General features: G+C 72.3%; 24 protein-coding genes. 18 read left to right on the forward strand and 6 right to left on the reverse strand.

Annotated features, from left to right (window positions below; all coding sequences use genetic code 11):
* The 3 genes from RKD23_RS08975 to RKD23_RS08985 form a co-directional block, all read right to left on the reverse strand.
* Positions 1-1,035 (reverse strand): family 43 glycosylhydrolase, encoded by a 1,035-nt coding sequence (locus tag RKD23_RS08975; protein ID WP_424853197.1) that lies wholly within the window; start codon positions 1,033-1,035, stop codon positions 1-3.
* Positions 1,036-1,111: 76 nt separating this feature from the next.
* Positions 1,112-2,029 (reverse strand): homocysteine S-methyltransferase, encoded by a 918-nt coding sequence (gene mmuM, locus RKD23_RS08980; protein WP_424853198.1) that lies wholly within the window; start codon positions 2,027-2,029, stop codon positions 1,112-1,114.
* A gap of 592 nt (positions 2,030-2,621) precedes the next feature.
* Entirely contained in the window at positions 2,622-4,160 is a 1,539-nt protein-coding gene (locus RKD23_RS08985; RefSeq protein WP_424853199.1) for a carboxylesterase/lipase family protein, read from the reverse strand.
* Between the two features lie 289 nt (positions 4,161-4,449).
* Here RKD23_RS08985 and RKD23_RS08990 point away from each other — a divergent pair, with 289 nt between their 5' ends.
* The 3 genes from RKD23_RS08990 to RKD23_RS09000 all read left to right on the forward strand — a co-directional run bounded on the left by RKD23_RS08990 (position 4,450) and on the right by RKD23_RS09000 (position 6,649).
* Positions 4,450-5,493, forward strand: a complete 1,044-nt coding sequence (locus RKD23_RS08990; protein WP_424853200.1) for a LacI family DNA-binding transcriptional regulator — start codon at positions 4,450-4,452, stop codon at positions 5,491-5,493.
* A gap of 63 nt (positions 5,494-5,556) precedes the next feature.
* Entirely contained in the window at positions 5,557-6,189 is a 633-nt protein-coding gene (locus RKD23_RS08995; protein WP_424853201.1) for a VOC family protein, read from the forward strand.
* A 58-nt stretch (positions 6,190-6,247) separates the two neighbouring features.
* Positions 6,248-6,649 (forward strand): VOC family protein, encoded by a 402-nt coding sequence (locus RKD23_RS09000; protein WP_424853202.1) that lies wholly within the window; start codon positions 6,248-6,250, stop codon positions 6,647-6,649.
* Here the strand turns inward: RKD23_RS09000 and RKD23_RS09005 are convergent.
* Both RKD23_RS09005 and RKD23_RS09010 read right to left on the reverse strand, forming a co-directional pair.
* Positions 6,638-7,318, reverse strand: a complete 681-nt coding sequence (locus tag RKD23_RS09005; RefSeq protein ID WP_424853203.1) for a helix-turn-helix domain-containing protein — start codon at positions 7,316-7,318, stop codon at positions 6,638-6,640. The two genes, RKD23_RS09000 and RKD23_RS09005, sit on opposite strands and share 12 nt — an antisense overlap.
* A gap of 17 nt (positions 7,319-7,335) precedes the next feature.
* Positions 7,336-8,307, reverse strand: coding sequence for an AraC family transcriptional regulator (locus tag RKD23_RS09010; RefSeq protein WP_424853204.1), 972 nt, complete (start codon positions 8,305-8,307; stop codon positions 7,336-7,338).
* 81 nt (positions 8,308-8,388) lie between these two features.
* Between RKD23_RS09010 and RKD23_RS09015 the strand changes: the two genes are divergently transcribed.
* Positions 8,389-9,216: an NAD(P)H-binding protein gene (locus tag RKD23_RS09015; RefSeq protein WP_424853205.1), complete on the forward strand. Its 828-nt coding sequence runs from the start codon at positions 8,389-8,391 to the stop codon at positions 9,214-9,216.
* Positions 9,217-9,221: 5 nt separating this feature from the next.
* On the opposite strand, the gene RKD23_RS09020 is transcribed toward RKD23_RS09015, so the two are convergent.
* Positions 9,222-10,373, reverse strand: coding sequence for a YihY/virulence factor BrkB family protein (locus RKD23_RS09020; RefSeq protein WP_424853206.1), 1,152 nt, complete (start codon positions 10,371-10,373; stop codon positions 9,222-9,224).
* Positions 10,374-10,485: 112 nt separating this feature from the next.
* Here RKD23_RS09020 and RKD23_RS09025 point away from each other — a divergent pair, with 112 nt between their 5' ends.
* From RKD23_RS09025 to RKD23_RS09090, 14 genes are all read left to right on the forward strand, one after another.
* A complete protein-coding gene (locus RKD23_RS09025) occupies positions 10,486-12,120 on the forward strand; it encodes an acyl-CoA dehydrogenase family protein (protein ID WP_424853207.1) in 1,635 nt (544 codons plus the stop codon).
* A 329-nt stretch (positions 12,121-12,449) separates the two neighbouring features.
* Positions 12,450-13,724: a GAF domain-containing protein gene (locus RKD23_RS09030; protein WP_424858201.1), complete on the forward strand. Its 1,275-nt coding sequence runs from the start codon at positions 12,450-12,452 to the stop codon at positions 13,722-13,724.
* A 147-nt stretch (positions 13,725-13,871) separates the two neighbouring features.
* The gene (locus RKD23_RS09035; RefSeq protein WP_424853208.1) at positions 13,872-15,128 is read left to right on the forward strand and encodes a hypothetical protein; all 1,257 of its coding nucleotides are present in this window, start codon (positions 13,872-13,874) and stop codon (positions 15,126-15,128) included.
* A gap of 93 nt (positions 15,129-15,221) precedes the next feature.
* Entirely contained in the window at positions 15,222-15,794 is a 573-nt protein-coding gene (locus RKD23_RS09040; protein WP_424853209.1) for a GNAT family N-acetyltransferase, read from the forward strand.
* 127 nt (positions 15,795-15,921) lie between these two features.
* A complete protein-coding gene (locus RKD23_RS09045; RefSeq protein WP_309486338.1) occupies positions 15,922-16,005 on the forward strand; it encodes a putative leader peptide in 84 nt (27 codons plus the stop codon).
* Between the two features lie 126 nt (positions 16,006-16,131).
* On the forward strand, positions 16,132-17,829 hold the full coding sequence (locus RKD23_RS09050; protein ID WP_424853210.1) for a nitrite/sulfite reductase: 1,698 nt from the start codon (positions 16,132-16,134) through the stop codon (positions 17,827-17,829).
* The gene (locus RKD23_RS09055; RefSeq protein WP_404032896.1) at positions 17,826-18,008 is read left to right on the forward strand and encodes a hypothetical protein; all 183 of its coding nucleotides are present in this window, start codon (positions 17,826-17,828) and stop codon (positions 18,006-18,008) included. The genes RKD23_RS09050 and RKD23_RS09055 overlap by 4 nt, the downstream gene beginning before the upstream one ends.
* Positions 18,005-18,715, forward strand: coding sequence for a phosphoadenylyl-sulfate reductase (locus RKD23_RS09060; RefSeq protein ID WP_424853211.1), 711 nt, complete (start codon positions 18,005-18,007; stop codon positions 18,713-18,715). The genes RKD23_RS09055 and RKD23_RS09060 overlap by 4 nt, the downstream gene beginning before the upstream one ends.
* Positions 18,712-19,272: an adenylyl-sulfate kinase gene (gene cysC / locus RKD23_RS09065; RefSeq protein ID WP_424853212.1), complete on the forward strand. Its 561-nt coding sequence runs from the start codon at positions 18,712-18,714 to the stop codon at positions 19,270-19,272. Before RKD23_RS09060 ends, cysC begins: the two co-directional genes overlap by 4 nt.
* The gene (gene cysD / locus RKD23_RS09070; RefSeq protein WP_424853213.1) at positions 19,269-20,207 is read left to right on the forward strand and encodes a sulfate adenylyltransferase subunit CysD; all 939 of its coding nucleotides are present in this window, start codon (positions 19,269-19,271) and stop codon (positions 20,205-20,207) included. Before cysC ends, cysD begins: the two co-directional genes overlap by 4 nt.
* A gap of 2 nt (positions 20,208-20,209) precedes the next feature.
* Positions 20,210-21,538, forward strand: a complete 1,329-nt coding sequence (locus RKD23_RS09075; RefSeq protein WP_404032903.1) for a sulfate adenylyltransferase subunit 1 — start codon at positions 20,210-20,212, stop codon at positions 21,536-21,538.
* Between the two features lie 221 nt (positions 21,539-21,759).
* Positions 21,760-22,866, forward strand: a complete 1,107-nt coding sequence (locus RKD23_RS09080; RefSeq protein WP_424853214.1) for an aliphatic sulfonate ABC transporter substrate-binding protein — start codon at positions 21,760-21,762, stop codon at positions 22,864-22,866.
* 36 nt (positions 22,867-22,902) lie between these two features.
* Entirely contained in the window at positions 22,903-23,688 is a 786-nt protein-coding gene (locus tag RKD23_RS09085; protein WP_424853215.1) for an ABC transporter ATP-binding protein, read from the forward strand.
* Positions 23,675-24,586, forward strand: a complete 912-nt coding sequence (locus RKD23_RS09090; RefSeq protein WP_424853216.1) for an ABC transporter permease — start codon at positions 23,675-23,677, stop codon at positions 24,584-24,586. Before RKD23_RS09085 ends, RKD23_RS09090 begins: the two co-directional genes overlap by 14 nt.
* Position 24,587 lies beyond the last annotated feature (1 nt).

Genomic DNA, 24,587 nt, shown 5'->3' on the forward strand with positions numbered 1-24,587 from the left:
TCACACCCCCTCCCGCACGCTGTCCGCGACAGGCACGCCGAAGTCGGGGCTGCCGTCCGCCTTCCACCTCACCGGCTGAACCCGGGTGTGCCGGTTGGGATCGTCCAGCGGATCACCGACGATCTCCTTGTACTGACGGGCGTGATACACGAGCACATCGGTCCGCCCGTCCTCGGCGACGGTGAAGCAGTTGTGCCCGGGCCCGTACTGCCCGGTGCGCTCATCACTGGCGAACACCGGAACAGGCGACTTGACCCAACTCCCGGGATCCATCAGATCGCTGTCGTCATCAGCAGTCAGCATCCCGACGCAGTAGTGATGATCCGTGGCGCTGGCGGAGTAGGTCATGAAGATCCGGCCGTTGCGCTGGAGCACATACGGCCCCTCGTTCACCTTGAAGCCGACACACTCCCAGTCCAACTCAGGCGTGGTCAGCCGGACTTGCGGCCCCTCCAGGGTCCAGGGGTTCGCCATCCGTGAGAGCCAAACAGCGGTGTTGTTGTCCATGCCGGGCTCGTGCTGGGCCCACGCCAGATAGCGGGTGCCCCGGTGCGTGAAGGTGGTGGCGTCGAGGGAGAAGGTCTCCCACGCGGTCCGGACCTGCCCCCGCTCGACCCAACTCCCTTGCAGCGGATCGGGATGGGAGTTCTCCAGCACCCATATCCGGATCCGCCACACGTCCTCGGCGGGCGCGGCGGCGAAGTACAGATACCACTTGCCGTCGATACGGTGCAGCTCGGGCGCCCAGATGTGCGCGCCCATGTCCCCGGCCGGATGGGCCCGCCACACCACGCTCTCGGCCGAGGTGGCGAGCCCCCTCAGGGTGCGCGAGCGGCGCAGGACGATGCGGTCGTACTCGGGGACGGTAGCGGTGAAGTAGTAGAAGCCGTCCGTGTGGCGGTGGATGTGCGGGTCGGCGCGGTGCGGGACGAGCGGGTTCACGTAGCGGGCTGCTTTCGGCGGTGCGGCGGCGAGGGCGCCCGCCCCCAAGGCGGCGCCCTTCAGGACGAGTCGGCGGTGCGGAAGGCGGCTCATGCAGACTGCCTTTCGATATTTCGAACACCATCTGCCATTCCGAACGCGCACAACGTAGAGGCGCACCCCCGCGAGGTCAACGGGTCGCGCCTCCCACAGCGTCCGCGATCGCCTTCACACCCTCCGGCCCCACCCGGCAGCACCCCCCGATCAGCCGCGCACCCAGCCCCTCCCAGCCGAGCACCTGCTCGCCGTCGAAGGTGGCCCGCCCGTCCCAGGCCCGCGCCCGCGCGTCCCAGGTCTCCCCGCTGTTGGGATAGACGACCACCGGCTTGCCCGTGACCCGGCGCGCGACAGCGACCGCCCCCGCCACGTCCTCGGGCGCACAGCAGTTGACCCCCACCGCGATGACCTCCGGCGCCTCGGCAGCCACCGCGAAGGCCTCCTCCAACGGCTGCCCGGCCCGCGTCCGGTCCCCCTCGACCGTGTACGACAGCCAGGCCGGCACCCCGACGCCCCGCACCGCCCGCAGCAGCGCCTTCGCCTCCTCCACGTCGGGCACCGTCTCCAGCGCCAGCACATCGGGCTCCGCCGCGACCAGCGCCTCCACCCGAGGCCGGTGGAACCGCTCCAGCTCCCCCGCACTCACCCCGTACCGCCCCCGGTACTCGGACCCGTCCGCCAGCATCGCCCCGTACGGCCCCACCGACGCGGCCACCCACAAGGGCCGCCCCGCCCCAGCCCGCAGAGCCGCCTCCCGGGCCACCCGCACACTGACCCCGAACAGTTCGACAGCCCGCTCCCGCCCGATCCCCCGCCCCCCGAACCCCTCGAAACTCGCCTGATAACTGGCCGTGATCGCCACGCTGGCTCCCGCCTCGAAGTAGGCCAGATGCGCCTCCCCAATCGCCTCCGGCCGATCCGCCAACAACCGAGCCGACCACAAGGAGTCACTGAGATCATGCCCAGCCGCCTCCAGCTGATTGGACATCCCCCCGTCCAGAACAACGGTCCCAGCAGCAAGAGCATCGGCAAGCAAGACAGAACTGGTCATCCCCTCACGCTAACCGCCCTTCCCCTTCCCGCCGTAGGCGACCGCGGCCCGCCGTGGGCCGATCGCGCAGTTCCCCGCGCCCCTGAGGACGTGGACCCTCCCCGCCGTATACGACCGCGGGCCGCCGTCGGCCGATCGCGCAGTTCCCCGCGCCCCTGAGGTCGTGGGCCCTTCCCGCCGTATGCAGCCGCGGGCCGTCGTGGGCTGGCCGCGCAGTTCCCCGCGCCCCTAAGGGCACGACCGCCAGCCCCGTACAACCGCAAGCAACCGCGGCCGAAGGCCAGTGCAGCCGGCCGCGTACGGCCGTAAGCAACCACGGCCGGTGGGCGTTGCGGCCGCGGCCGCGTACGGCGGGACGGCATACGCGCGGTGGGCGTCGGTCAGTCGCGGACGGCGGGGAGGGGACGAGACGGGGGGTTGTCCGCCCGCAGCGGCCGGCGGAAACAGAGTTCGACCCCCGTAGCCGACCAGATCGCCGGACCGAGGACGGACAACCCCCCGGCCCGGCCCCGTCCCACCACCGAACCGGATGCGCTACAGCAACCCCCACCGAACCCGCGCAGGCCGCCGCAGGCATCCCGACGGCGAAACCTCAGTCCGGAGGCACGACGGCAGCGGCCACAGAGACCGACCCCGACCCCGCCCAAAGCGCCAGCTCGCGATCGCGCGGCCCGAAGGCCGTGTACGGAGGCAGCACCTCACCGCCCGAACCCCCCGAACCCCCCGACTCCTCACCGAAGACTCGCACCGGATGCCCAGCCCCCCAAGCCTCCCACCCCGCCTCACCGTCGGAGACAAACCGCACCCAGGCCCCATGCATCGCATCCGCCACCCCCCGAGGCGCCCCCTCCCCCGCCAGCTTCGCCGACTCAGGCGCCTCCCCGGTGTCGAACACGAACCCCAGCTCGAGCGCATGGCAGGACCCGAGCCCGGGCAGCCGCGAGGGCCAGGCGAACTCGTAGACGTACGCCGACCCCACCCGCGCGTCCGCCAGCCGATGCAACGGCACCCGCAGCAGATGGTCGGTCACCATCTGCCCGACGATCTCCGCGGCCCCCGCGGAGGGGTACAGCGCCCGATACCCCCGCGTCACCTCCGGCCCGCACCGGCACCGCGCCCGCGCCCCCGCCAGCGCGACCGCCCCCAGCCGGTCCACCCGCTCCAGCAGCCCCCCGGGCACGAGCCACAGCCGGTACTCCTCCCGGGTCCACCCCAACAGCAGCTCACACCCCACCGCGACGGACCCGTCGACCAGCGCCTCCAGCGGATCACGCGGCACGAGATCGCCGTCGACCACGATCCCGAAGGCGGGCCCGCCCAGCACAGGGCTGCTCAGCCGCCCGACCTCCGCCTGCGTGCGCAGCAACAGCTCCCGGTCCACTCCCGCGAAGGCCTCCGCCGTGGCCGGCACCTTCAGCCGGGCCGCCATCCGGCGGACCATCCGCCGCACCTTGTCCCGCTCGCTCGCCTCGGGCGGCCCGCTCTGCAGCACGGCCCGCCGGAACAGCCCCTGCGCCTGCGGGGCGGCGATGAGCGCGCCGACGCTGATGGCCCCGGCGGACTGCCCGGCGAGGGTGACCCGGTCGGGGTCGCCTCCGAAAGCGGCCACAGCCTCATGCACCCACCGCAGCGCGGCGAGCTGGTCCCGCAGCCCGGCATTGGGCGGCGCGTCGGGGAACAGCCCGTAACCCTCCACGCCGAGCCGGTAGTTCACCGAGACGACGACCACCCCGTCCCGGGCGAAGGCCCGCCCGTCGTACACGGGCACCGCGGACGAGCCCCGGGTCAGGGCCCCGCCGTGGAACCACACCAGCACCGGCAGCCGCGCCCCGGGCGCCGGGTCGGGCGTCCATACGTTGAGGTTCAGACAGTCGTCACCGGGCACGACCGGATCGGACAGGTACTGCGCGAAGGCGTCGGAGTACGGCGGCTTCGGCGGCGTCGGCCCGAAGGCGCCCGCGTCCCGCACCCCGTCCCACGGCTCGGGCGGCTCCGGCGGCCGGAACCGCCGGGGTCCGAAGGGGGGCGCGGCATAGGGAATGCCGCGGAACACGGCCACGCCGTGCTCGTACCGGCCGCGCACGGCCCCGTGAGGCGTCGTGACCACCGGCTCCGACCGGTCCTCCGACATCAGCCCACCAGCCCTTCACCCGGCCCGTGACCTCTCCGTTCACATCAGAGCATCACACCGCCCGTATGTATTCCGACGGGGTTGCGGCGAACGGGGATGTTCCTTGGGCTACTTGGCGTACATCAGGCTGCCGGACCCGAGCTGGTCCTACCCGCCACTGGTTCCGGCACTCCGATGATCGGCCCCCCTTCACGTCTCCTCTCCGCCCACCTAGGGTAGGAAGCGCTTTCTGTCGCGCTTTCTGTCCAGCTTTCGTCGGCCCTCGGGCGGGCCGGAGAGGTGGTTTCCGATGGTCCGTACGGCAGCTGCGGGCACGACAGCCGGACCGACGCTGGCGGTCGTGGCCCGCGAGGCCGGGGTGTCGGTGCCGACCGCGTCCAAGGTGGTCAACGGCCGCGAGGACGTGGCGCCCGAGACCCGTCGCCGGGTCACCGAGGCGCTGGACCGGCTCGGCTACGTCCGCAGGCCCCGCTTCGACGCCTCCCGGGCGCCCGCGCTCGTCGACCTCGTGGTGCACGCGCTGGACACCTCCTGGTCGGGGGCGGTGCTGCGGGGGGCCGAGCGGGCGGCGCGCGACGCGGGCCTGGACCTGGTGGTCTCGGCCGCGCTCACCCGGGGCGGCGGCGGCCGACCGGAGCGCGGCTGGCTGGACAAGCTGACCGTCCGCGGCTCGGCCGGGGTGCTGTTCAACCTCGCCGAGCTCACCGACTCCCAGCACGCCTGGCTGGACCAGCACCGCATCCCGTACGTCATGATCGACCCGGTCCTCGAACCGCCGCCGGGCGCCGTCTCGGTGGGCGCGGCGAACTGGCAGGGCGGTGTCAGCGCCACCGAGCACCTCCTCACCCTCGGGCATGAGCGCATCGCCGTCGTCGCCGGGCACCGCGCGACACCCTGCAGCGCGGCCCGGGTGGCCGGCTACCGCTCGGCGCTGACCTCGGCGGGGCTCGCGCACCGCCCGGAGTACGTCCGCCACGCGGGCTTCGACGCGGCCCTCGCCCGCCGCCGTACGCACGAACTGCTGGAGCTGCCCGAGCCGCCTACGGCCCTGTTCGTCTGCTCGGACCGGATGGCCCTCGGCGTCTACGACGCGCTGGCCGAGCGCGGCCTGCGCATACCCCACGACGTCAGCGTGGTTGGCTTCGACGATCTGCCCGAGTCCCGGTGGACCGTCCCGCCGCTGACCACCGTGCGCCAGCCGGTCGCCGAGATGGCGGCGACCGCTCTGCGCCTGCTGGTCCGCATGATGGACGGCGACCGCCCGGAGAGCACCCGCACGGAGCTGTCCACGACCCTGGTGGAACGGACCAGCACGGCCCCGCCGCCCACCTGAGGACCGAGCCCATTGCCGTACATACGTTCCCCTCCCGGGCCGGGACTGCGTAGCCTCGACGCGATGGACACGATTCCCGCACATCTCGACCACCTCGTGCTCGCGACGCCCGATCTGGCCGCGACCGTCGCCGACTTCGCCCGGCGCACCGGGGTACGGCCGGCGCCCGGCGGCGTCCATGTCGGCCTCGGCACCCGCAACCACCTGGTCTCGCTGGGCGGTTCGGGCTATCTGGAGATCATCGGGCCGGACCCCGAGCAGCCCGCCCCGAAGGGCCCGCGCCCGTTCGGCGTCGACGCGCTGCCCGCGCCGCGCACCCTGACCTGGGCGCTGCGCACCACCGACCTGGACGCCACCGTCGCCGCCGCGCGCGCCCGCGGCCACGACCCCGGCCCCGTCCGCCCGATGAGCCGCCGCACCCCCGACGGCACCCTGCTGAGCTGGCGTCTCACCGACGGCGCCGACGGCCACCCCTGCGGCCTGGTGCCGTTCCTCATCGACTGGGGCTCCTCGCCCCACCCCACGGAGGCCGGCCTGCCCGTCACCCCCCTGCTCGCCCTGTCCGCGACCGCGCCCGACCCCGAGGAGCTGCGCCCCGTGCTGGCCGCCCTGGACGTCGAACTCCCGCTCAACCAGGGCCCGGTGGGCCTCTCCTTCACGGTGGACTCGCCCCGCGGCCCGGTGACCTTCGGCTGAGCACGGCGTGTCCGATTCCTTCAAGAAGGCCCCGCGGGCCCGTGCCTACCGTGGCCGCATGACTCCACGTTTCGATGCCATCGGCCTGGTCGTCACCGACATGGCCGCCTCCGTCGCCTTCTACCGCCGCCTCGGCTTCGCCTTCCCCGAGGACGCCGCCCGGCAGCCGCACACGGAGGCGCGGCTGCCGGGCGGTACGCGCCTGCTGCTCGACACGGAGGAGACCGTACGGTCCTTCCACCCCGGCTGGCAGGCACCCTCCGGCAGCGGCCGCGCCGCCCTCGCCCTGCTGTGCGACAGCCCGGCCGAGGTGGACGCCGTCTACGAGGATCTGGTCGCCGCCGGACACCACGGCGAACTCAAGCCGTGGGACGCCTTCTGGGGCCAGCGCTACGCCGTCGTCCACGACCCCGACGGCAACGGCGTCGACCTGTTCGCCCCGACGCCCTCAGCCCAGTAGCCGACCCGGCGTCGTCCCCGTCAACTCCCTCACCTCGCGGGTGAGATGCGCCTGGTCGGCGTACCCGGCGCGGGCGGCGGTGTCGGCGAGGGCCACGCCGGAGCGGACCAGCCGCAGGGCGCGCTGGAGCCGCAGGATGCGGGCGAGCGTCTTGGGCCCGTAGCCGAAGGCGGCCAGGGACCTGCGGTGCAACTGCCGTGCCCCGAGGCCGACTTCGTCCGCGACTCCGCCGACCGGGCGCCCGGCGTCCAGCTCCTCGACCAGCCGGCGCAGCAGCGGATCGGGCGCCCGCGCCTCGGCCGCCCTGCCCAGCGCCACCTCTTCGAGCCCGTCCGCCGGATCGGCCGCGGCGTTCACGCGCGCGGTGAGACTCCTGACCTCGCGGGCCGACCAGAGATCGGCGAGGTCGACCCGCCGGTCGCGCAGTTCGTGCGCGGGCACCCCGAGGAGGACGGGCCCGTCCCCCGGCCGGAAGCGCACCCCGGCCCAGGCGCCGCCCGCGCCCTCGGTGACGTAGGCATGCGTGTCGGGCCCGGCGACGAGCAGCCGCCCGTCGTGCCAGAGCAGATCCATGCAGCCGTCGGGAAGGACACGGCCGTCGCCGGGCACGGAGGGGCTGTTGCACCACACAACGGCCCCGGTGACGAGGGACGGCCGCTCCCAGTACATGAGAACAAGCCTAGGGGTCAGCTACCAGGGGCGCGGGGAACTGCGCGATCAGCCCCCACGGCCCGCACCCGAAATTCCTGCGGACTCACCCCGTACACCCTCTTGAACGCGCTGGACAGCGCGAACGCGCTCCCATAGCCGACCTCCCTCGCAATGGCCTCCAACGTACGGTCGCCCTCCCGCAGCGCGTCCGCGGCCATCGCCAGCCGCCACCCCGTGAGGTAGCTCATCGGCGGCTCCCCCACCAGTTCCACGAACCGCCGGGCGAGGGCGGCCCGGGACACCCCGGCCTTGGCCGCGAGCCCGGCGACCGTCCAGGCGTACGCCGGATCGTCCTGGATCAGCCGCAGCGCCCGCCCCACGACCGGGTCCGCCAGCGCCCGGTACCACGCGGGCGACTGTCCGTCGGGCCGGGAGAACCAGGCCCGCAGCGCGGCGATCACCAGCAGGTCCAGGAGCCGGTCCAGGACGACCTCCTGCCCGGGTTCGTCGCGGACGATCTCCGCCATGAGCAGCGGCGTGAGGGCGCAGTCCCAGGTGTCGGACGTGAGGGACAGCAGCGGCGGCAGCGCGTCGAGGAGCCGGCCGCCGACCTCGCCGGGCCACAGGTAGGTGCCGATCAGCATCAGGGCCTGACCGTCCGCGGCGGAGCCCCAGGTGCGCACGCCGAGGTCCATGGAGCCGTTCAGGGGCCGTCCGTCGGGGTAGCTGCACTCGCCGCCGGGCAGGACCACGGCCTGCGGGGCGGTGCCGGGGTCGTCGGCGCAGGTGTAGGGGTCGGGGCCGCGGGCGATGGCGAGGTCCCCGGCGCGCAGCAGCACCCGCTCGCCCGCGTCGGGCACGATCCATGCCTCCCCGCGCACCATCAGCATCACGGTGAGCGGCGCCCGGTCCTCCACGCGCACGCACCACGGCGGGTCGAAACAGGCCCGGATCATGAAGGCTCCGCGGGCGCGGGGCCCGTCCAGCAGGCCGGCGAGAGGGTCCATGGGGGCAGCGTAGACGCCCGCTTATGGGGATGAGCGGCTCGGCGATGGGCCCAGGTCCCGCACGGCAGTTGACTTGAGGGCATGACAGAGAACAAGGACATGACCGTCGTGGTGACAGGAGCCTCCGGGCGTACCGGCAGCCGGGTGGCCGAGGCGGCGCGGGCCGCGGGGCTGACGGTACGGCCGGCCTCGCGGGCGCACGGTTTCGACTGGAGCGACCCGGCGACCTGGCCGGGCACCCTGCGCGGCGCCGACGCCGCCTACCTCGCGCACCCCACCGACGTGGGCTCGCCGCAGGCCACCGAGGAGGTCGGCGCCCTGGCCCGGGAGGCGGTGGCGCTCGGCGTACGGCGGCTTGTGCTGCTGTCGGCGCGCGGCGAGGAGCAGGCGCTGCCGACGGAGGCGGCGCTGCGGGAGTCGGGCGCGGACTGGACGATCGTACGGGCGGCGTGGTTCATGCAGAACTTCAGCGAGGGCCCGCTGGCGGTGGAGCTGCGGGAGAGCGGGGGTCTGGTGTTCCCGGCGGGCGAGGTGGGTGAGCCGTTCGTCGATGTGCGGGACATCGCGGAGGTGGTGGTGGCCGCGCTGACCTCCGACGGGCGGTACGGCGGGGAGACCATCGAGGTGTCGGGGCCGCGGCTGCTGACCTTCGGGGAGGCGGTCGCCGAGGCGGGGCGGGCGGCCGGGCGGGAGCTGGCGTACCGGGCGGTGTCGCCGGAGGAGTACCGGGCGAACCTCACCGGGTTCGGGCTGCCGCCCGCGGAGGCCGCCTTCCTCGTCGGCCTGTTCGCCACGCTGCTGGACGGCCGCAACGCCCGCCTGTCGGACGGGGTCGAGCGGGTCCTCGGGCGCGTGCCGCGCGACTTCTCCGGCTTCGTGGAGGAGGCCGCGGGAGCGTGGAAGGGCTGAACCCGTCACTTCTCCGGCGGTGTCTCGGTGGACCCGTTCGTCTTGCCCGCGGGCTTGACGTGGGTGCGCAGCCGGGACGTGACGTCCTCCGGGGGCAGGAAGCGGGACCAGCGCTCGGGGAACTCCGAGGGCATGTCCGGGTCGTCGGGGTCGGTGTCCAGGTGGGCGGCGGCGCGGGCGACGTACTCGGCGACCTGGGCCTGCCGCATCCGCTCGTTCGCCTCACGGGCGGCGGCGGTCGCGGCGGCGGGCCAGACGCGGTCGATGGCGGCGTTGACGGCGGCGCCGACCAGCACCGCGAAGGCGGACACACCGATCCACAGCAGGACTGCGACGGCGGCGGCCAGGGAGCCGTAGATCGTCGCGCCCTCGACGGTGTTGGTGAGGTAGATCCGCAGCAGGAAACTGCCGAGCACCCACATGCCGAGCGCGACCAGCGCGCCGGGCACGTCCTCGATCCACGGGGAGCGCACGGGCACCGACACGTGGTACAGGGTCGTGAGGAAGGCGATCGACAGGACCATGACCACGGGCCAGTACAGGACCTGCACGACCGTCGTCGACCAGGGCAGGATCCGCAGGACCGCGTCCGGTCCGGCCACCATCAGCGGCAGCGCGACCGAGCCGATCAGCAGGGCCACGATGAACAGCAGGAAGGCCAGCAGCCGGGTCTTGACGATGCCGCGGACGCCGTCGAGGCCGTACATGACGGTGATGGTGTCGATGAAGACGTTCACCGCGCGCGAGCCCGACCACAGGGAGAACAGGAAGCCGATGGAGATGATGTCGGGCCGGCCGCCGTTCATGACGTCGTCCAGGATCGGCCGCGCGATCTGGTTCACGCCCTTGTCGGACAGGACCGTGCGGGAGGCCTCCAGGAGGTTGTTCTCCAGGCTGGTGATGGTGTCGGTGCCGGTCCAGCCGTCGACGTAGCCGAGCAGGCCGATCATGCTCAGCAGCAGCGGCGGCACGGACAGCAGGGTGAAGAACGCGGCCTCCGCGGCGAGGCCGAGGATGCGGTACTCGATGCACGAGTTGACGGTGTCCTTGAGCAGCAGCCAGGCGGTCCTGCGCTTGGAGACGTTCCGGTAGAGGGCTCGCGCGCGGTGGAGACGCCCGGAGGGCTGCCTCGGAGGGGTTTCACTTGCTGGCTGCACGACCCAAAGGTATCCGCCGAGAAGCAGTGCACTCACCCTGGTGGGACGGCGGGCCTGTGCGGGACCGTGTCCCGGTGGTGAGCGATCCCCTACCCCGGGGTAGGTTCCGGGCATGGCGCGCAGCACCCACACCGTGACCAACCAGCCCCCGCCGCTCACCGGCTACGACGTCTTCGGCGCCGACCGCGCGCTCGTCGCGGCCGTCGAACGGCATCTCGCGCCGGAGCTGCTGGACGGGGCGCTGGACGAGCTGTCCGGGCTCGGCCGCACCTCGGGCTCGGCGCAGGTGCAGGAGTGGGGGGTGCTGGCCAACGAAAATCCGCCCCGGCTGCGCACCCACGACCGGTACGGCAACCGCGTCGACGAGGTCGAGTTCCATCCGGCCTGGCACCGGCTGCTCGGCAAGGGCGTGTCGGCGGGGCTGACGGCGGCCTGGGCGCGGCCGGGCGGGCATGTGCGGCGCGCGGCGGCGTTCCTGGTGTGGACGCAGGTCGAGGCGGGCAACGGCTGCCCGCTGTCGATGACCCACGCGGCCGTGCCCGCTCTGCGCACCGACCCCGCCCTCGCCGCGGAGTGGGAGCCGCGGCTGACGTCCACCGTCTACGACCGTGAGCCGCGGCCGGCCGGGCAGAAGGCGGGCGCCCTGTTCGGGATGGCCATGACGGAGAAGCAGGGCGGCAGCGACGTACGCGCCAACACGACGGCGGCGCGGCCGCTGGCGGAGGCCGGGACGTACGAGCTGACCGGGCACAAGTGGTTCTGCTCGGCGCCGATGTCGGACGGGTTCCTGGTGCTGGCCCAGGCTCCGGAGGGGCTGACCTGCTTCCTGGTGCCGCGCGTGCTGGCGGACGGCACCCGGAACACGTTCCTGATCCAGCGGCTGAAGGACAAGCTGGGCAACCGGTCCAACGCCTCCGCCGAGGTCGAGCTCGACGGCACCTGGGCGCGCCGGGTCGGTGAGGAGGGGCGCGGGGTGCGGACCATCATCGGCATGGTGGCGGCGACCCGGCTGGACTGTGTGCTGGGCTCGGCGGGGCTGATGCGGCAGGCGGTCGCGCAGGCCGTGCACCACACGTCGTATCGCGAGGCGTTCGGCGGGAAGCTCGTCGACAAGCCGCTGATGCGCAACGTTCTGGCCGACCTCGCGCTGGAGTCGGAGGCGGCGACGACGCTCGCGCTGCGGCTCGCGGCGGCGTACGACGACGGCGGCGAACAGGAGCGCGCGTTCCTGCGCCTGGCGGTGCCGGCCGCCAAGTACTGGGTGACCAAGCGGTGTACGCCGGTTGCGGTGGAGGCCGCCGAGTGCCTGGGCGGCAACGGCTACGTCGAGGAGTCGGGGCTGCCCCGGCTGGTGCGCGAGTCGCCGCTGAACTCGATCTGGGAGGGTGCGGGCAACGTCCAGGCGCTGGACGTGCTGCGGGCGTTGCAGCGCGAGCCGCAGGCGCTGAACGCCTACCTCCAGGAGGTCGGGCGGGCGCGCGGGGCCGACCACCGGCTGGACGCGGCGATCAAGGGGCTGCTGACCGAACTGGCCGATCTGGAGGGCATCGAGGCGCGGGCGCGCCGCCTTGCGGAGCGGCTGGCGCTGGTGCTCCAGGGGTCGCTGCTGGTGCGGTTCGCGCCACCGGCGGTCGCGGACGCGTTCTGTGCCGCCCGGCTGGGCGGGGACGCCGGCGCGGCCTTCGGCACACTGCCGCACACGCTGGATCTGGCGTCCGTCGTGGAACGGGCCCGGCCGGTCGTCTGACCTGCGGCGGGGGTGGTGCTGCGCCGACACGGCACCACCCCCGCACACCTGGCCCGTGACAAGGCCACGGACGCCGCACGGGCGGCGTTGCTCAATTTTCAACCAACGTCCTGCTGTTCGCCAGGGTTGCAGAGGGTTGCAACTTTGCGGGGCGGTGACCGGACTGTGCCCCTCCGTCCCCGGCGGGCGGCAGTATGGACGAACCATCAGTACACGACCGGAAACCGGCGGCCGCAGGCCTTGACATGTCCGAGGTCATGCCATGCCGACAGCCTCGGTGTCCGGTCGCCGCAAGCTCTTCCCGGGAGGATCCCGTGGCGAACCCGCCGATGAACGTGACGCAACTGGCCGCCGTGGACACGGCGCGCGCGGCACGGATGCTCAGCGAGGTGCGCGAGGCGACGCTCTCCGGGCAGCGGGGGCCGCTCGCGCCCCGGCCGGTCATCGAGGACTCGTGGGGGCGCATGCTGCGCAGCGGGGTCGATCCCGACCACGACTTCCGGTCCGGGCTGCTGTCGCCGGAGGAGGTGCGCAGACGGCGGGAGGAGTCGCCGCTGCGCCATGTGCTGCCGGTGCTGCGCGAGGGCCTGCTGTCGGTCGCGGACACCGCCCGGCACATCATGGTCGTGGCCGACGCGGACGGCCGGGTGCTGTGGCGGGAGGGCAGTACGTCCGTGCTGCGCAAGGCGGACGGCCTCGGTTTCGAACTCGGCGCGGACTGGCGGGAGGACGTGGTCGGCACCAACGGGGTGGGTACGCCCGCGGTGGTGCGGCGCCCCGTCCAGGTGTTCGCCTCCGAGCACTTCGTCCGCAGCCACGCGTCCTGGACGTGCGCGGGCGCGCCCATCACGGACCCGCGCGACGGCCGGCTGATCGGCGTGGTGGACGTCAGCGGGCCGCTGGAGACGATGCATCCGGCCACGCTCGCCTGGGTGGACTCGGTGGCCAAGCTCGCCGAGGCGCGCCTGCGGGAGGCGCATCTGACCTCGCTGGAGCGGCTGCGGGCGGTGGCGGCGCCGGTGCTGGCCCGGATCGGCGGGCGGGCGCTGGTGATGGACCGGGACGGCTGGACCGCGGCCGTCACGGGGATGCCGTACACGAGCCGGACCGCGCTGCCCAAGACGCTGTCGGCGGGGCAGCGGTGGCTGCCGGGGCTGGGGCTGTGCTCACTGGAGCCGCTGGCCGGGGGCTGGCTGGTACGGGCCGCGGCGGACCGGCCGCAGCCTCGCACGCAGACCCGGATCGTGCTCGATGTGACGCAGCCGCGCCGCTGGACGGTGACGGTGTCCGCAGGGGCGGGCGAGTGGTGCCGTGAACTGAGCCCGCGGCACGCGGAGTTGCTGTATCTGCTGGCCCGCCGTCCGGCCGGGCGCAGTGCCGCGGGGCTGGCCGAGGACCTGTTCGGCGACGCGGGGCGCACGGTGACGGTGCGGGCGGAGATGTCCCGGGTGCGGCGCTATCTGGAGGGCTTCCTGGAACACCGCCCGTATCGCTTCTGCGACGAGGTGGACGTCCGGGTCCTGCTGCCGGACGACCCGAGCGACCTGCTCCCCCACTCCAGCGCCCCGGCGATCCGGCAGGCCCGCCACAAGGCGGTGAGCTGACCACTCGGCCCCGATTTACCCGGACCGCGTCCCTCGGCGCACCCGGCTGCCGTAGCATCCCTACGGGCCGTCCCAACAGCTCCTTGATCAACGTACGGATCAGCAGGCGCAGTTGACGCGGCCCGGGCGAGCCGGGAGAGGGAAGTCATGAAGCAGCGCGGCAGACACCGCAGGCGCAGGCGGGGCAGGGCGCTGCGCGCGTTCCTGACCGGAACCGCGCTCGCGCTGACCGCCGCCGCGACCATGATCAGCGCCTCCCAGGCCACGGTCGACGAGGACCCGGGTCCCCTGCAGCCCCTCTCCGTCGCGGGCCCGGCGCTGACCGAGGACGCCGTCCCGGTCCGCGCCCTGGACCGGCTCACGGCATCCCTGGGCGGTCCCGTCACCCTCGGCAGCCTCCTCGCCGACCCCGACGACACGCTGCGCCCGGCCGCCGCCTGCTCCCCCGCCGACCGCGCCGCGCTCCCCGTCGCCCCGGCCGTGACCCGCGCCCACTGCTGGGGCGCGGCCGGCACCCGGGGCTGGCGGGCGGGCGCCGTGACCACGTCGGCCGACGCGGACGACGACGGCCGCTGGGGTGCCCACCGGGTGATCGTGTCCGGCTGGTCCGGCGGTGAGGTCTCTGGCGGTGCGGCCTCGGGTCGTACGGCGGATGCCGGAGCGCACGGTCTCGCCCGGGTCGCCTTCGTCGACGCCGGTGCCCATGGCCGGCCCGCTGTCACCTCGGCCCTGCTGGTCGTCCCGGCCGACGGCGGGCACGGCTACCGGTCGCTGGAGTCGGACCTGTCCGGGATGGTCTGGTACCAGGACAAGCTGCTGGTCACCGCCGACGACGGCCTCTACGTCTATGACGTCCGGCGGGTGCTGCGCGCCGGTGCGAGCACCAGGGCGCACGGGCAGCGTTACGTCCTGCCCGCGGTCGGCGCCTACCGTCTCGGCGCCGACAGCCCCCGCCTCGGCACCCTGGCCCTGGACCGCGGCACCGCGCCCGACAGCCTGGTCGCCACCGAGCGGACGTCCGGCCGGGGCGAGGGCGGCACGCGACTGTGGCGCTACTCCTTCAGTACGGACCCCCTGCGACCCGGTCTGCTCGCCACGGACGCCGCGGGGCGGGCGACCCCCACGGAGGCGTTCCGCACGAAGGCGTCCGGGGTGCGGGGCGTCCTGTCGTACGGCTCGCGCTGGTATCTCAGCGGCGGCGACGGCGACGGGCCGGGCGCACTGTGGCGCCAGGACACCGACGGCGCCCAGGTCGTCCGCTGCGGCAGCGACGACTCCTCCCGCTGCTGGAGCCGCTCGACACCCTCCCTGTCCTACTCCGCCGCGACCGGCGAGGTCTGGACCCAGTCGGGGCGCATGCTGTTCGCGGTGGAGCTGGACGCGATCGACGGGGCGCTGGGCTGAGCACCGTACAGCCGTAGTGAGCGACCGCTGGGCCGACGACCGCACTCCGGACGCGATCGACAGATATCGGGACCAGATGATTCCCTGGCGGGCATGACCAACATCGCCGTGACCACCTGGTCCCTGGAGCAGACCGCGCCCACCGACCTCCTCCCGGCCGCCGCGCCGGAGGGCGACGTGCGGATCGTGCGCGCCGAGGTGCCCTCCCCCGAGTTCAGCCGCTTCCTGTACGCGTCCGTCGGCGGGGACATCCTGTGGACCGACCGGCTCGCCTGGACGTACGCGCAGTGGCAGGAGCACCTGGAGCGCCCTGGGGTGGAGACCTGGGTGGCCTACGAGCGGGGCACGCCCGCCGGGTACGTGGAGCTGAGCCCGCAGGACGACGGGGTCGTGGAGATCGAGTACTTCGGGCTGATCCCGGCCTTCCGCGGCCGGCGCCTCGGTGGCCATCTGCTGTCGTACGGCACCGCCCGCGCCTGGGACCTCGCCGACCGCTGGCCGGACCGGACGCCGACCAAGCGGGTGTGGCTGCACACGTGCAGCAAGGACGGCGAGTTCGCGATGGACAACTACCAGCGCCGGGGCTTCAAGCTGTTCGACACCAAGGTCGAGGAGGAACAGGTCCGCCCGACCCCGGGCCCCTGGCCCGGCGCATACCCTGCCTGACCTGCGCCGACAAGCCCCTGCGCCGATGTTGTGACCGACGACACCCTTGTCCCACATTCCGGGACAAGGGTGTCCACATGTCGGACGAAGCTGGACTGTGTCCAGATCGCCGTGACACGCTTCCGTCATGTCTGGAACTGGAATTGCCTTGGTGAGTCGGCGGCACGTCGACCTCGGCCGCATGTCCAGCGCCATCTGTCCGGCGAGCTGACACCGCCGGCACCGCCGCATCCAGTTCCCCCCAGTCTCCCTTGCGCGACGATGCGCAGGTATGCCCGCATGCGCTCATACGCGCAGGTCAGAGCCGCATTCCCCGGTCCCGAAGGACGTAACAACCATGGCCGCCAACCCGCAGAACCCTGCCGCCGCGACTCCCCGCCGCAAGGTGAGCCGTCACCGTGGCGAGGGTCAGTGGGCCGCGGGACACTTCACCCCGCTCAACGGCAACGAGCAGTTCAAGAAGGACGACGACGGTCTCAATGTGCGGACACGCATTGAGACGATCTACTCCAAGCGCGGCTTCGACTCGATCGACCCCAACGACCTGCGCGGCCGGATGCGCTGGTGGGGCCTGTACACGCAGCGCAAGCCCGGGATCGACGGCGGCAAGACCGCGATCCTGGAGCCGGAGGAGCTGGACGACAAGTTCTTCATGCTGCGCGTCCGCGTGGACGGCGGCCGGCTCACCACCCAGCAGCTGCGGGTGATCGGCGAGATCTCGCAGGAGTTCGCGCGCGGCAGCGCGGACATCACCGACCGGCAGAACATCCAGCTGCACTGGATCCGCATCGAGGACGTCCCGGAGATCTGGAACCGCCTGGAGGCGGTCGGGCTGTCCACGACCGAGGCCTGCGGCGACTGCCCGCGTGTCGTCATCGGCTCGCCGGTCGCCGGTATCGCCGAGGACGAGATCGTCGACGGCACCTGGGCGATCGACGAGATCCACGACCGCTACATCGGCAGCAAGGAGTTCTCCAACCTGCCCCGCAAGTTCAAGACGGCGATCTCCGGCTCCCCGCTGCTCGACGTGGTCCACGAGATCAACGACGTCGCGTTCGTCGGCGTCGAGCACCCCGAGCACGGCCCCGGCTTCGACCTGTGGGTCGGCGGCGGCCTGTCCACCAACCCGAAGATCGGCGTCCGGCTCGGCGCCTGGGTGCCGCTGGAGGAGGTCCCGGACGTCTGGGCCGGTGTGATCGGCATCTTCCGTGACTACGGCTACCGCCGCCTGCGCAACCGCGCCCGCCTGAAGTTCCTCGTCGCGGACTGGGGCCCGGAGAAGTTCCGCGAGGTGCTGGAGAACGAGTACCTCGAGCGCGCTCTGGTCGACGGTCCCGCGCCCGCCGAGCCCACGGAGCGCTGGCGCGACCACATCGGCGTGCACCGGCAGAAGGACGGCCGTTTCTACGTCGGTTTCGCCCCGCGCGTCGGCCGCGTCGACGGTGCCACGCTCACGAAGATCGCCGACGTGGCCGAGGCCCATGGCTCGGGCCGGGTCCGGACCACCGTCGAGCAGAAGATGATCGTCCTCGACGTCGAGGAGGCCCAGGTCGAGCCGCTGGTCGAGGCCCTGGAGGCGCTCGACCTGACCGCCCGGCCCTCTTCCTTCCGGCGCGGCACCATGGCCTGCACCGGCATCGAGTACTGCAAGCTCGCCATCGTCGAGACCAAGGCGCGCGGCGCCTCGCTGATCGACGAGCTGGAGCGCCGCATCCCGGACTTCGACGAGCCGATCACCATCAACCTCAACGGCTGCCCGAACGCCTGCGCCCGTATCCAGGTCGCGGACATCGGTCTCAAGGGCCAGCTGGTCCTGAACGACCAGGGCGAGCAGGTCGAGGGCTACCAGGTGCACCTGGGCGGCGCCCTGGGCCTGGAGGCCGGTTTCGGCCGCAAGGTCCGTGGCCTGAAGGTCACCTCCGAGGAACTGCCCGACTACATCGAGCGGGTGCTCAAGCGGTTCCAGGCCGAGCGCGAGGACGGCGAGCGGTTCGCCACCTGGGTCGGGCGCGCCTCCGAGGAGGCCCTGTCGTGAGCGAGCGCGCCGCCCCCTTCTACTGCCCCTACTGCGGCGACGAGGATCTTCGGCCGAACGCCGAAGGCAGCCACGGCGCCTGGGAATGCGCGGCATGCAACCGCGCATTCCAGTTGAAGTTCCTCGGGCTCCTCGCCCAGGGACTTCAGCCCAACTCATCTGGAGGGGACCGGATATGACGACGGCTCAGGAAGTGCGTACGGCCGACGAACTGAAGGCGCTCGCCGAGCAGGCGGGCCGCGACCTGGAGGACGCCTCCGCGCTGGAGATCCTCCAGTGGGCGGTGGACACCTTCGGCAAGCGGTTCTGCGTGACGTCCTCGATGGAGGACGCGGTGGTCGCCCACCTCGCCTCGCGGGCCATGCCCGGCGTGGACGTCGTGTTCCTGGACACCGGCTACCACTTCGAGGAGACCATCGGCACCCGTGACGCGGTCGAGGCCGTGATGGACGTCAACGTCATCACCCTCACCCCGCGCCAGACGGTCGCCGAGCAGGACGCCGAGTACGGCCCCCGGCTGTACGAGCGCGACCCCGACCTGTGCTGCAAGCTGCGCAAGGTGCAGCCGCTGGAGCAGGGCCTGACGGACTACCAGGCCTGGGCGACCGGGCTGCGCCGCGACGAGTCCCCGACCCGGGCGAACACCCCGGTCGTCGGCTGGGACGACAAGCGCCAGAAGGTCAAGATCTCGCCGATCGCCCGCTGGACCCAGGACGACGTGGACGCCTATGTCACCGAGCACGGCGTCCTGACCAACCCGCTGCTGATGGACGGCTACACCTCCATCGGCTGCGCCCCCTGCACCCGCCGGGTGCTTGAGGGCGAGGACGCACGCGCCGGCCGCTGGGCGGGCCGCGGCAAGACCGAGTGCGGGCTGCACGCATGACCATCACCGAGGAGAACCACGTGACGACCGGAGCCACCGTCTGGCTCACGGGTCTGCCGAGCGCCGGCAAGACCACCATCGCGTACGAGCTGGCCGGCCGGCTGCGCGAGGAGGGCCATCGCGTCGAGGTGCTCGACGGCGACGAGATCCGCGAGTTCATCTCGGCGGGCCTCGGCTTCAGCCGCGAGGACCGGCACACCAATGTGCAGCGCATCGGTTTCGTCGCCGAACTGCTCGCCCGTAACGGCGTGCTGGTGCTCGTCCCGGTCATCGCGCCGTACACCGACAGCCGCGACGCCGTGCGCAAGCGGCACGAGGCGAACTCCACGGCGTACGTCGAGGTGCACGTGGCGACCCCGGTGGAGGTGTGCTCGGTCCGCGATGTGAAGGGTCTGTACGCCAAGCAGGCCGCGGGCGAGCTGACCGGGCTCACGGGGGTCGACGACCCCTACGAGGAGCCCGAGTCGCCCGATCTGCGGATCGAGTCCCAGAACCAGACCGTGCAGGAGTCCGCGGCGTCGGTCCACGCGCTGCTCACCGAAAGGGGCCTGGCATGACGACCGTCGCCTCCTCCGTCCACGAGGACACCGACACCCCGTACGCGCTCTCCCACCTGGACGCGCTGGAGTCCGAGGCCGTCCACATCTTCCGCGAGGTGGCGGGCGAGTTCGAGAAGCCGGTGATCCTGTTCTCCGGCGGCAAGGACTCGATCGTCATGCTGCACCTGGCGCTGAAGGCGTTCACGCCGGCGCCGGTGCCGTTCTCGCTGCTGCACGTGGACACCGGGCACAACTTCCCCGAGGTCATCGAGTACCGCGACCGCACCGTGGAGAAGCACAGCCTGCGCCTCCACGTGGCCTCGGTGCAGGACTACATCGACCGCGGCGTCCTCAAGGAGCGCCCGGACGGCACGCGCAACCCGCTGCAGACGCTGCCGCTGACGGAGAAGATCCAGGCGGAGAAGTTCGACGCGGTCTTCGGCGGCGGCCGCCGTGACGAGGAGAAGGCGCGGGCCAAGGAGCGGGTGTTCTCGCTGCGGGACGAGTTCTCGCAGTGGGACCCGCGCCGCCAGCGGCCCGAGCTGTGGAACCTGTACAACGGCCGGCACGCCCCCGGCGAGCACGTCCGCGTCTTCCCGCTGTCCAACTGGACCGAGCTGGACGTGTGGCAGTACATCGCCCGCGAGGGCATCGAGCTGCCGGAGATCTACTTCGCCCACCACCGGGACGTGTTCCTGCGCGGCGGCATGTGGCTGACGGCCGGCGAGTGGGGCGGCCCGAAGGACGGCGAGACCGTCGAGCAGCGGCTCGTCCGCTACCGGACCGTCGGCGACATGTCCTGCACGGGCGCCGTCGACTCCGACGCCGACACGATCGAGAAGGTGATCACCGAGATCGCCGCCTCCCGGCTCACCGAGCGCGGCGCGACCCGCGCCGACGACAAGCTCTCCGAGGCCGCGATGGAAGACCGCAAGCGCGAGGGGTACTTCTAAGCATGAGCACGACCACGGAACTCTCCGAGACGACCCTTCTGCGTTTCGCCACCGCGGGCTCCGTCGACGACGGCAAGTCCACCCTGGTGGGCCGGCTGCTGCACGACTCCAAGTCGGTCCTCGCCGACCAGCTGGAGGCCGTGGAGCGCGTCTCCGCGAGCCGCGGCCAGGAGGCCCCCGACCTGGCGCTGCTCACCGACGGCCTGCGGGCCGAGCGGGAGCAGGGCATCACCATCGACGTGGCCTACCGCTACTTCGCCACCCCGCGGCGCCGGTTCATCCTGGCCGACACCCCCGGGCATGTGCAGTACACGCGGAACATGGTCACCGGCGCCTCCACGGCCGAGCTGACGGTGATCCTGATCGACGCCCGCAACGGCGTCGTCGAGCAGACCCGTCGGCACGCCGCCCTGGCCGCGCTGCTGCGGGTGCCGCACGTCGTGCTCGCCGTCAACAAGATGGACCTGGTGGGCTACCAGGAGGCCGTGTTCGCGGCGATCGCCGAGGAGTTCACGGCGTACGCCACCGAGCTGGGCGTCCCCGAGGTCACCGCGATCCCGATCTCGGCCCTCGAGGGCGACAACGTGGTGGAGCCCTCCGCCCACATGGACTGGTACGGCGGCCCGACGGTGCTGGAGCACCTGGAGACGGTCCCGGTCACCCACGACCTGAGCCACTGCCACGCCCGGCTGCCCGTGCAGTACGTGATCCGGCCGCAGACCGCCGAGCACCCCGACTACCGGGGTTACGCGGGCCAGATCGCCGCCGGTTCCTTCCGCGTCGGCGAGAGCGTGACCGTGCTGCCGTCCGGCCGGGCCACGAAGATCTCCGCCATCGACCTGCTGGGCAAGCCGGTCGACGTCGCCTGGACCACGCAGTCGGTGACCGTCCTGCTGGAGGACGACATCGACATCTCGCGCGGCGACCTGATCGTGCCCAGCAAGGACGCGCCCCCGACCACGCAGGACGTCGAGGCGACCGTCTGCCATGTGGCCGACCAGCCGCTGACCGTCGGGCATCGGGTGCTGATCAAGCACGGCACCCGCACGGTCAAGGCGATCGTCAAGGACATCCCGTCCCGGCTCACCCTCGACGACCTGTCCCTGCACCCGCACCCCGGGCAGCTCGTCGCCAACGACATCGGCCGCGTGAAGATCCGCACCGCGGAGCCGCTGCCCGTCGACTCCTACGCCGACTCGCGCCGCACCGGTTCGTTCATCCTGATCGACCCGGCCGACGGCACCACGCTCACCGCGGGCATGGTCGGCGAGTCGTTCGCCGCTCCGGAGCCGGTCAAGGACCGCGCCGAGGACGACGGGTGGGACTTCTGAGCATGAACTCCACCGACTACTACTCGACGTTCGCCAAGGAGGGCGGCCGCATCGGCAGCGGCGCCGTCGGCAGCGGGCAGGGCGGGGTGGCGCGATGTGTGCGCTGACGTACGCGCACCGCTTGCGCGCCCGCACCCCCCACGCCAGACGAAGACCTGCCGATCTCCCGGCCACGGCCTGAACAAACCGTGACCGCCGGGCCAACGAGAGGAACACCTCCCGTGCCTGCCAACTCCGCTCTCCGTCGTACCTTCGCGGTGGTCGCCGCGCTCCCCCTGTTCTCCCTCGCCGCCTGCGGCTACGGCTCCGACGCCAAGGAGACCCCGGCCCAGCAGAAGGTCGCCGCCGGCGCCGAGAAGATCGACGGCCTCGACTCCGTCAAGATCGGCTACTTCGGCAACCTGACCCATGGGACCGCGCTGGTCGGCGTGCAGAAGGGCTTCTTCCAGAAGGCGCTGGGCGCCACGGAGGCCAAGTACCAGGTCTTCAACGCCGGCCCGTCCGAGATCGAGGCGCTGAACTCCGGCTCGATCGACATCGGCTGGATCGGCCCGTCCCCGGCGATCAACGGCTACACCAAGTCCAAGGGCACCAACCTGCGGATCATCGGCGGCAGTGCGTCCGGCGGTGTGAAGCTCGTGGTGAACCCGGACAAGATCAAGTCGGTGAAGGACGTCGAGGGCAAGCGGATCGCGACCCCGCAGCTGGGCAACACCCAGGACGTGGCGCTGCTCAACTGGATCGCGGAGCAGGGCTGGAAGGTCGACCCGCAGAGCGGCAAGGGCGATGTGTCCGTGGTCCGCACGGACAACAAGGTCACCCCGGACGCCTACAAGTCGGGCTCCATCGACGGTGCCTGGGTGCCGGAGCCGACCGCGTCCAAGCTGGTCGCCGAGGGCGCGAAGGTGCTGCTGGACGAGGCGGACCTGTGGCCGGACAAGAAGTTCGTGATCACGAACATCATCGTGTCGCAGAAGTTCCTGAAGGAGCACCCGAAGGCCGTCGAGGCGGTGCTGAAGGCATCGGTCGACACCAACAAGTGGATCAACGCCAACCCGGACGCGGCCAAGAAGGCGGCCAACACCCAGCTGGGCATCGACTCCGGCAAGGAGCTCAAGCCCGAGGTCCTGGACCCGGCGTGGAAGTCCATCCAGTTCACCAACGACCCGCTGGCGGCGACCCTCAACACCGAGGCGCAGCACGCCGTGAAGGCCGGTCTGCTGGACGACCCGCAGCTGGACGGCATCTACGACCTGACGCTGCTGAACAAGGTGCTCGCCGCCGCGGGCGAGAGCTCCGTCGACGACGCCGGGCTCGGCGCCAAGTAACCCCGTAGACCGAACAGTTCCCAGGAGGTGACGACCATGGCCACCGCGATCGCACAGGCCGAGACCGCCGAGTCGGTCGAGCACGCCGCACGAATCGAGCACGTGTCGAAGTCCTTCGCCGGACCCGCCGGGCAGCAGCTCGTCCTGGACGACATCAGCCTCGATGTCGCCCCGGGCGAGTTCGTCACCCTCCTGGGGGCCTCGGGCTGCGGCAAGTCCACGCTGCTGAACCTGGTGGCGGGGCTCGACGCCCCGTCCGCCGGGCAGATCACCACCGACGGGCGTCCGGCTCTGATGTTCCAGGAGCACGCCCTGTTCCCGTGGCTGACCGCGGGCAAGAACATCGAACTCGCCCTGAAGCTCAGGGGAGTTCCCAAGAACGAGCGGCGCGACCGGGCCGAGGAGCTGCTCGAGCTCGTGCGCCTCACCGGGGCGTACGGCAAGCGGGTGCACGAGCTGTCCGGCGGTATGCGCCAGCGGGTCGCGCTGGCCCGCGCGCTCGCGCAGGACAGCCGGCTGCTGCTGATGGACGAGCCGTTCGCCGCGCTCGACGCCATCACCCGGGACGTGCTGCACGACGAACTGACCCGGATCTGGGCCGAGACCGGCCTGTCCGTGCTGTTCGTGACGCACAACGTGCGCGAGGCGGTCCGGCTGGCCGAGCGCGTCGTGCTGCTGTCCTCGCGGCCGGGCCGGATCGCCCGTGAGTGGCGGGTGGACATCCCGCAGCCGCGGCGCATCGAGGACGCCCCGGTGGCCGAACTGTCCCTGGAGATCACCGAAGTACTGCGTGGGGAGATCCGCCGTCATGGCAAGCACTGAGACGACGGACGCCTCCGTCAAGGACGACGCCCGGCCCGGCGCCGCGCTGGGCGGCCTGGAGGCCGGCCTCGACGCCCTGGAGTCCCAGGCGTCGGGCCGTACGCCCTTCCGCCGCACCTTCCTCGACAAGATCTTTCCGCCGATGGTGGCGGTCGCGCTGGTGCTGGTGATCTGGCAGGCGCTGATCTCGCTGAACATCGTCGACGACCCGACCAAGCTGCCCTCGCCCGGCGAGGTGTGGGCGGAGGTCGAGAACGCCTGGCTCCAGGGCACCCTGCTCGACTACATCTGGACCAGCGTCTCGCGCGGTCTGCTCGGCTTCCTGCTGGCGCTCGCGATCGGCACGCCGCTCGGCATGCTGGTGGCCCGGGTGAAGTTCGTGCGCGCCGCGATCGGCCCGATCCTGTCCGGGCTGCAGTCGCTGCCGTCGGTGGCGTGGGTGCCGCCCGCGGTGCTGTGGCTGGGCCTGAACAACTCGATGATGTACGCGGTGATCCTGCTCGGCGCGGTCCCCTCCATCGCCAACGGCCTGGTGTCCGGCATCGACCAGGTGCCGCCGCTGTTCCTGCGGGCCGGCCGCACCATGGGCGCGACCGGCCTCAAGGGCGCCCGGTACGTCGTCATGCCCGCCGCCCTGCCCGGCTATCTGGCGGGTCTGAAGCAGGGCTGGGCGTTCTCCTGGCGCTCGCTGATGGCCGCGGAGATCATCGCCTCCTCGCCGGACCTCGGGGTGGGCCTCGGCCAGCTGCTGGAGAACGGCCGCAACGCCAGCTCCATGCCGATGGTGTTCCTGGCGATCCTGCTGATCCTCATCGTCGGCATCGCGATCGACCTGCTCATCTTCAGCCCGCTGGAGCGGGCGGTACTGCGCAGTCGCGGCCTGCTGGTGAAGGGCTGAG

Source organism: Streptomyces sp. SAI-170, assembly GCF_049739565.1.
Lineage (GTDB): Bacteria > Actinomycetota > Actinomycetes > Streptomycetales > Streptomycetaceae > Streptomyces.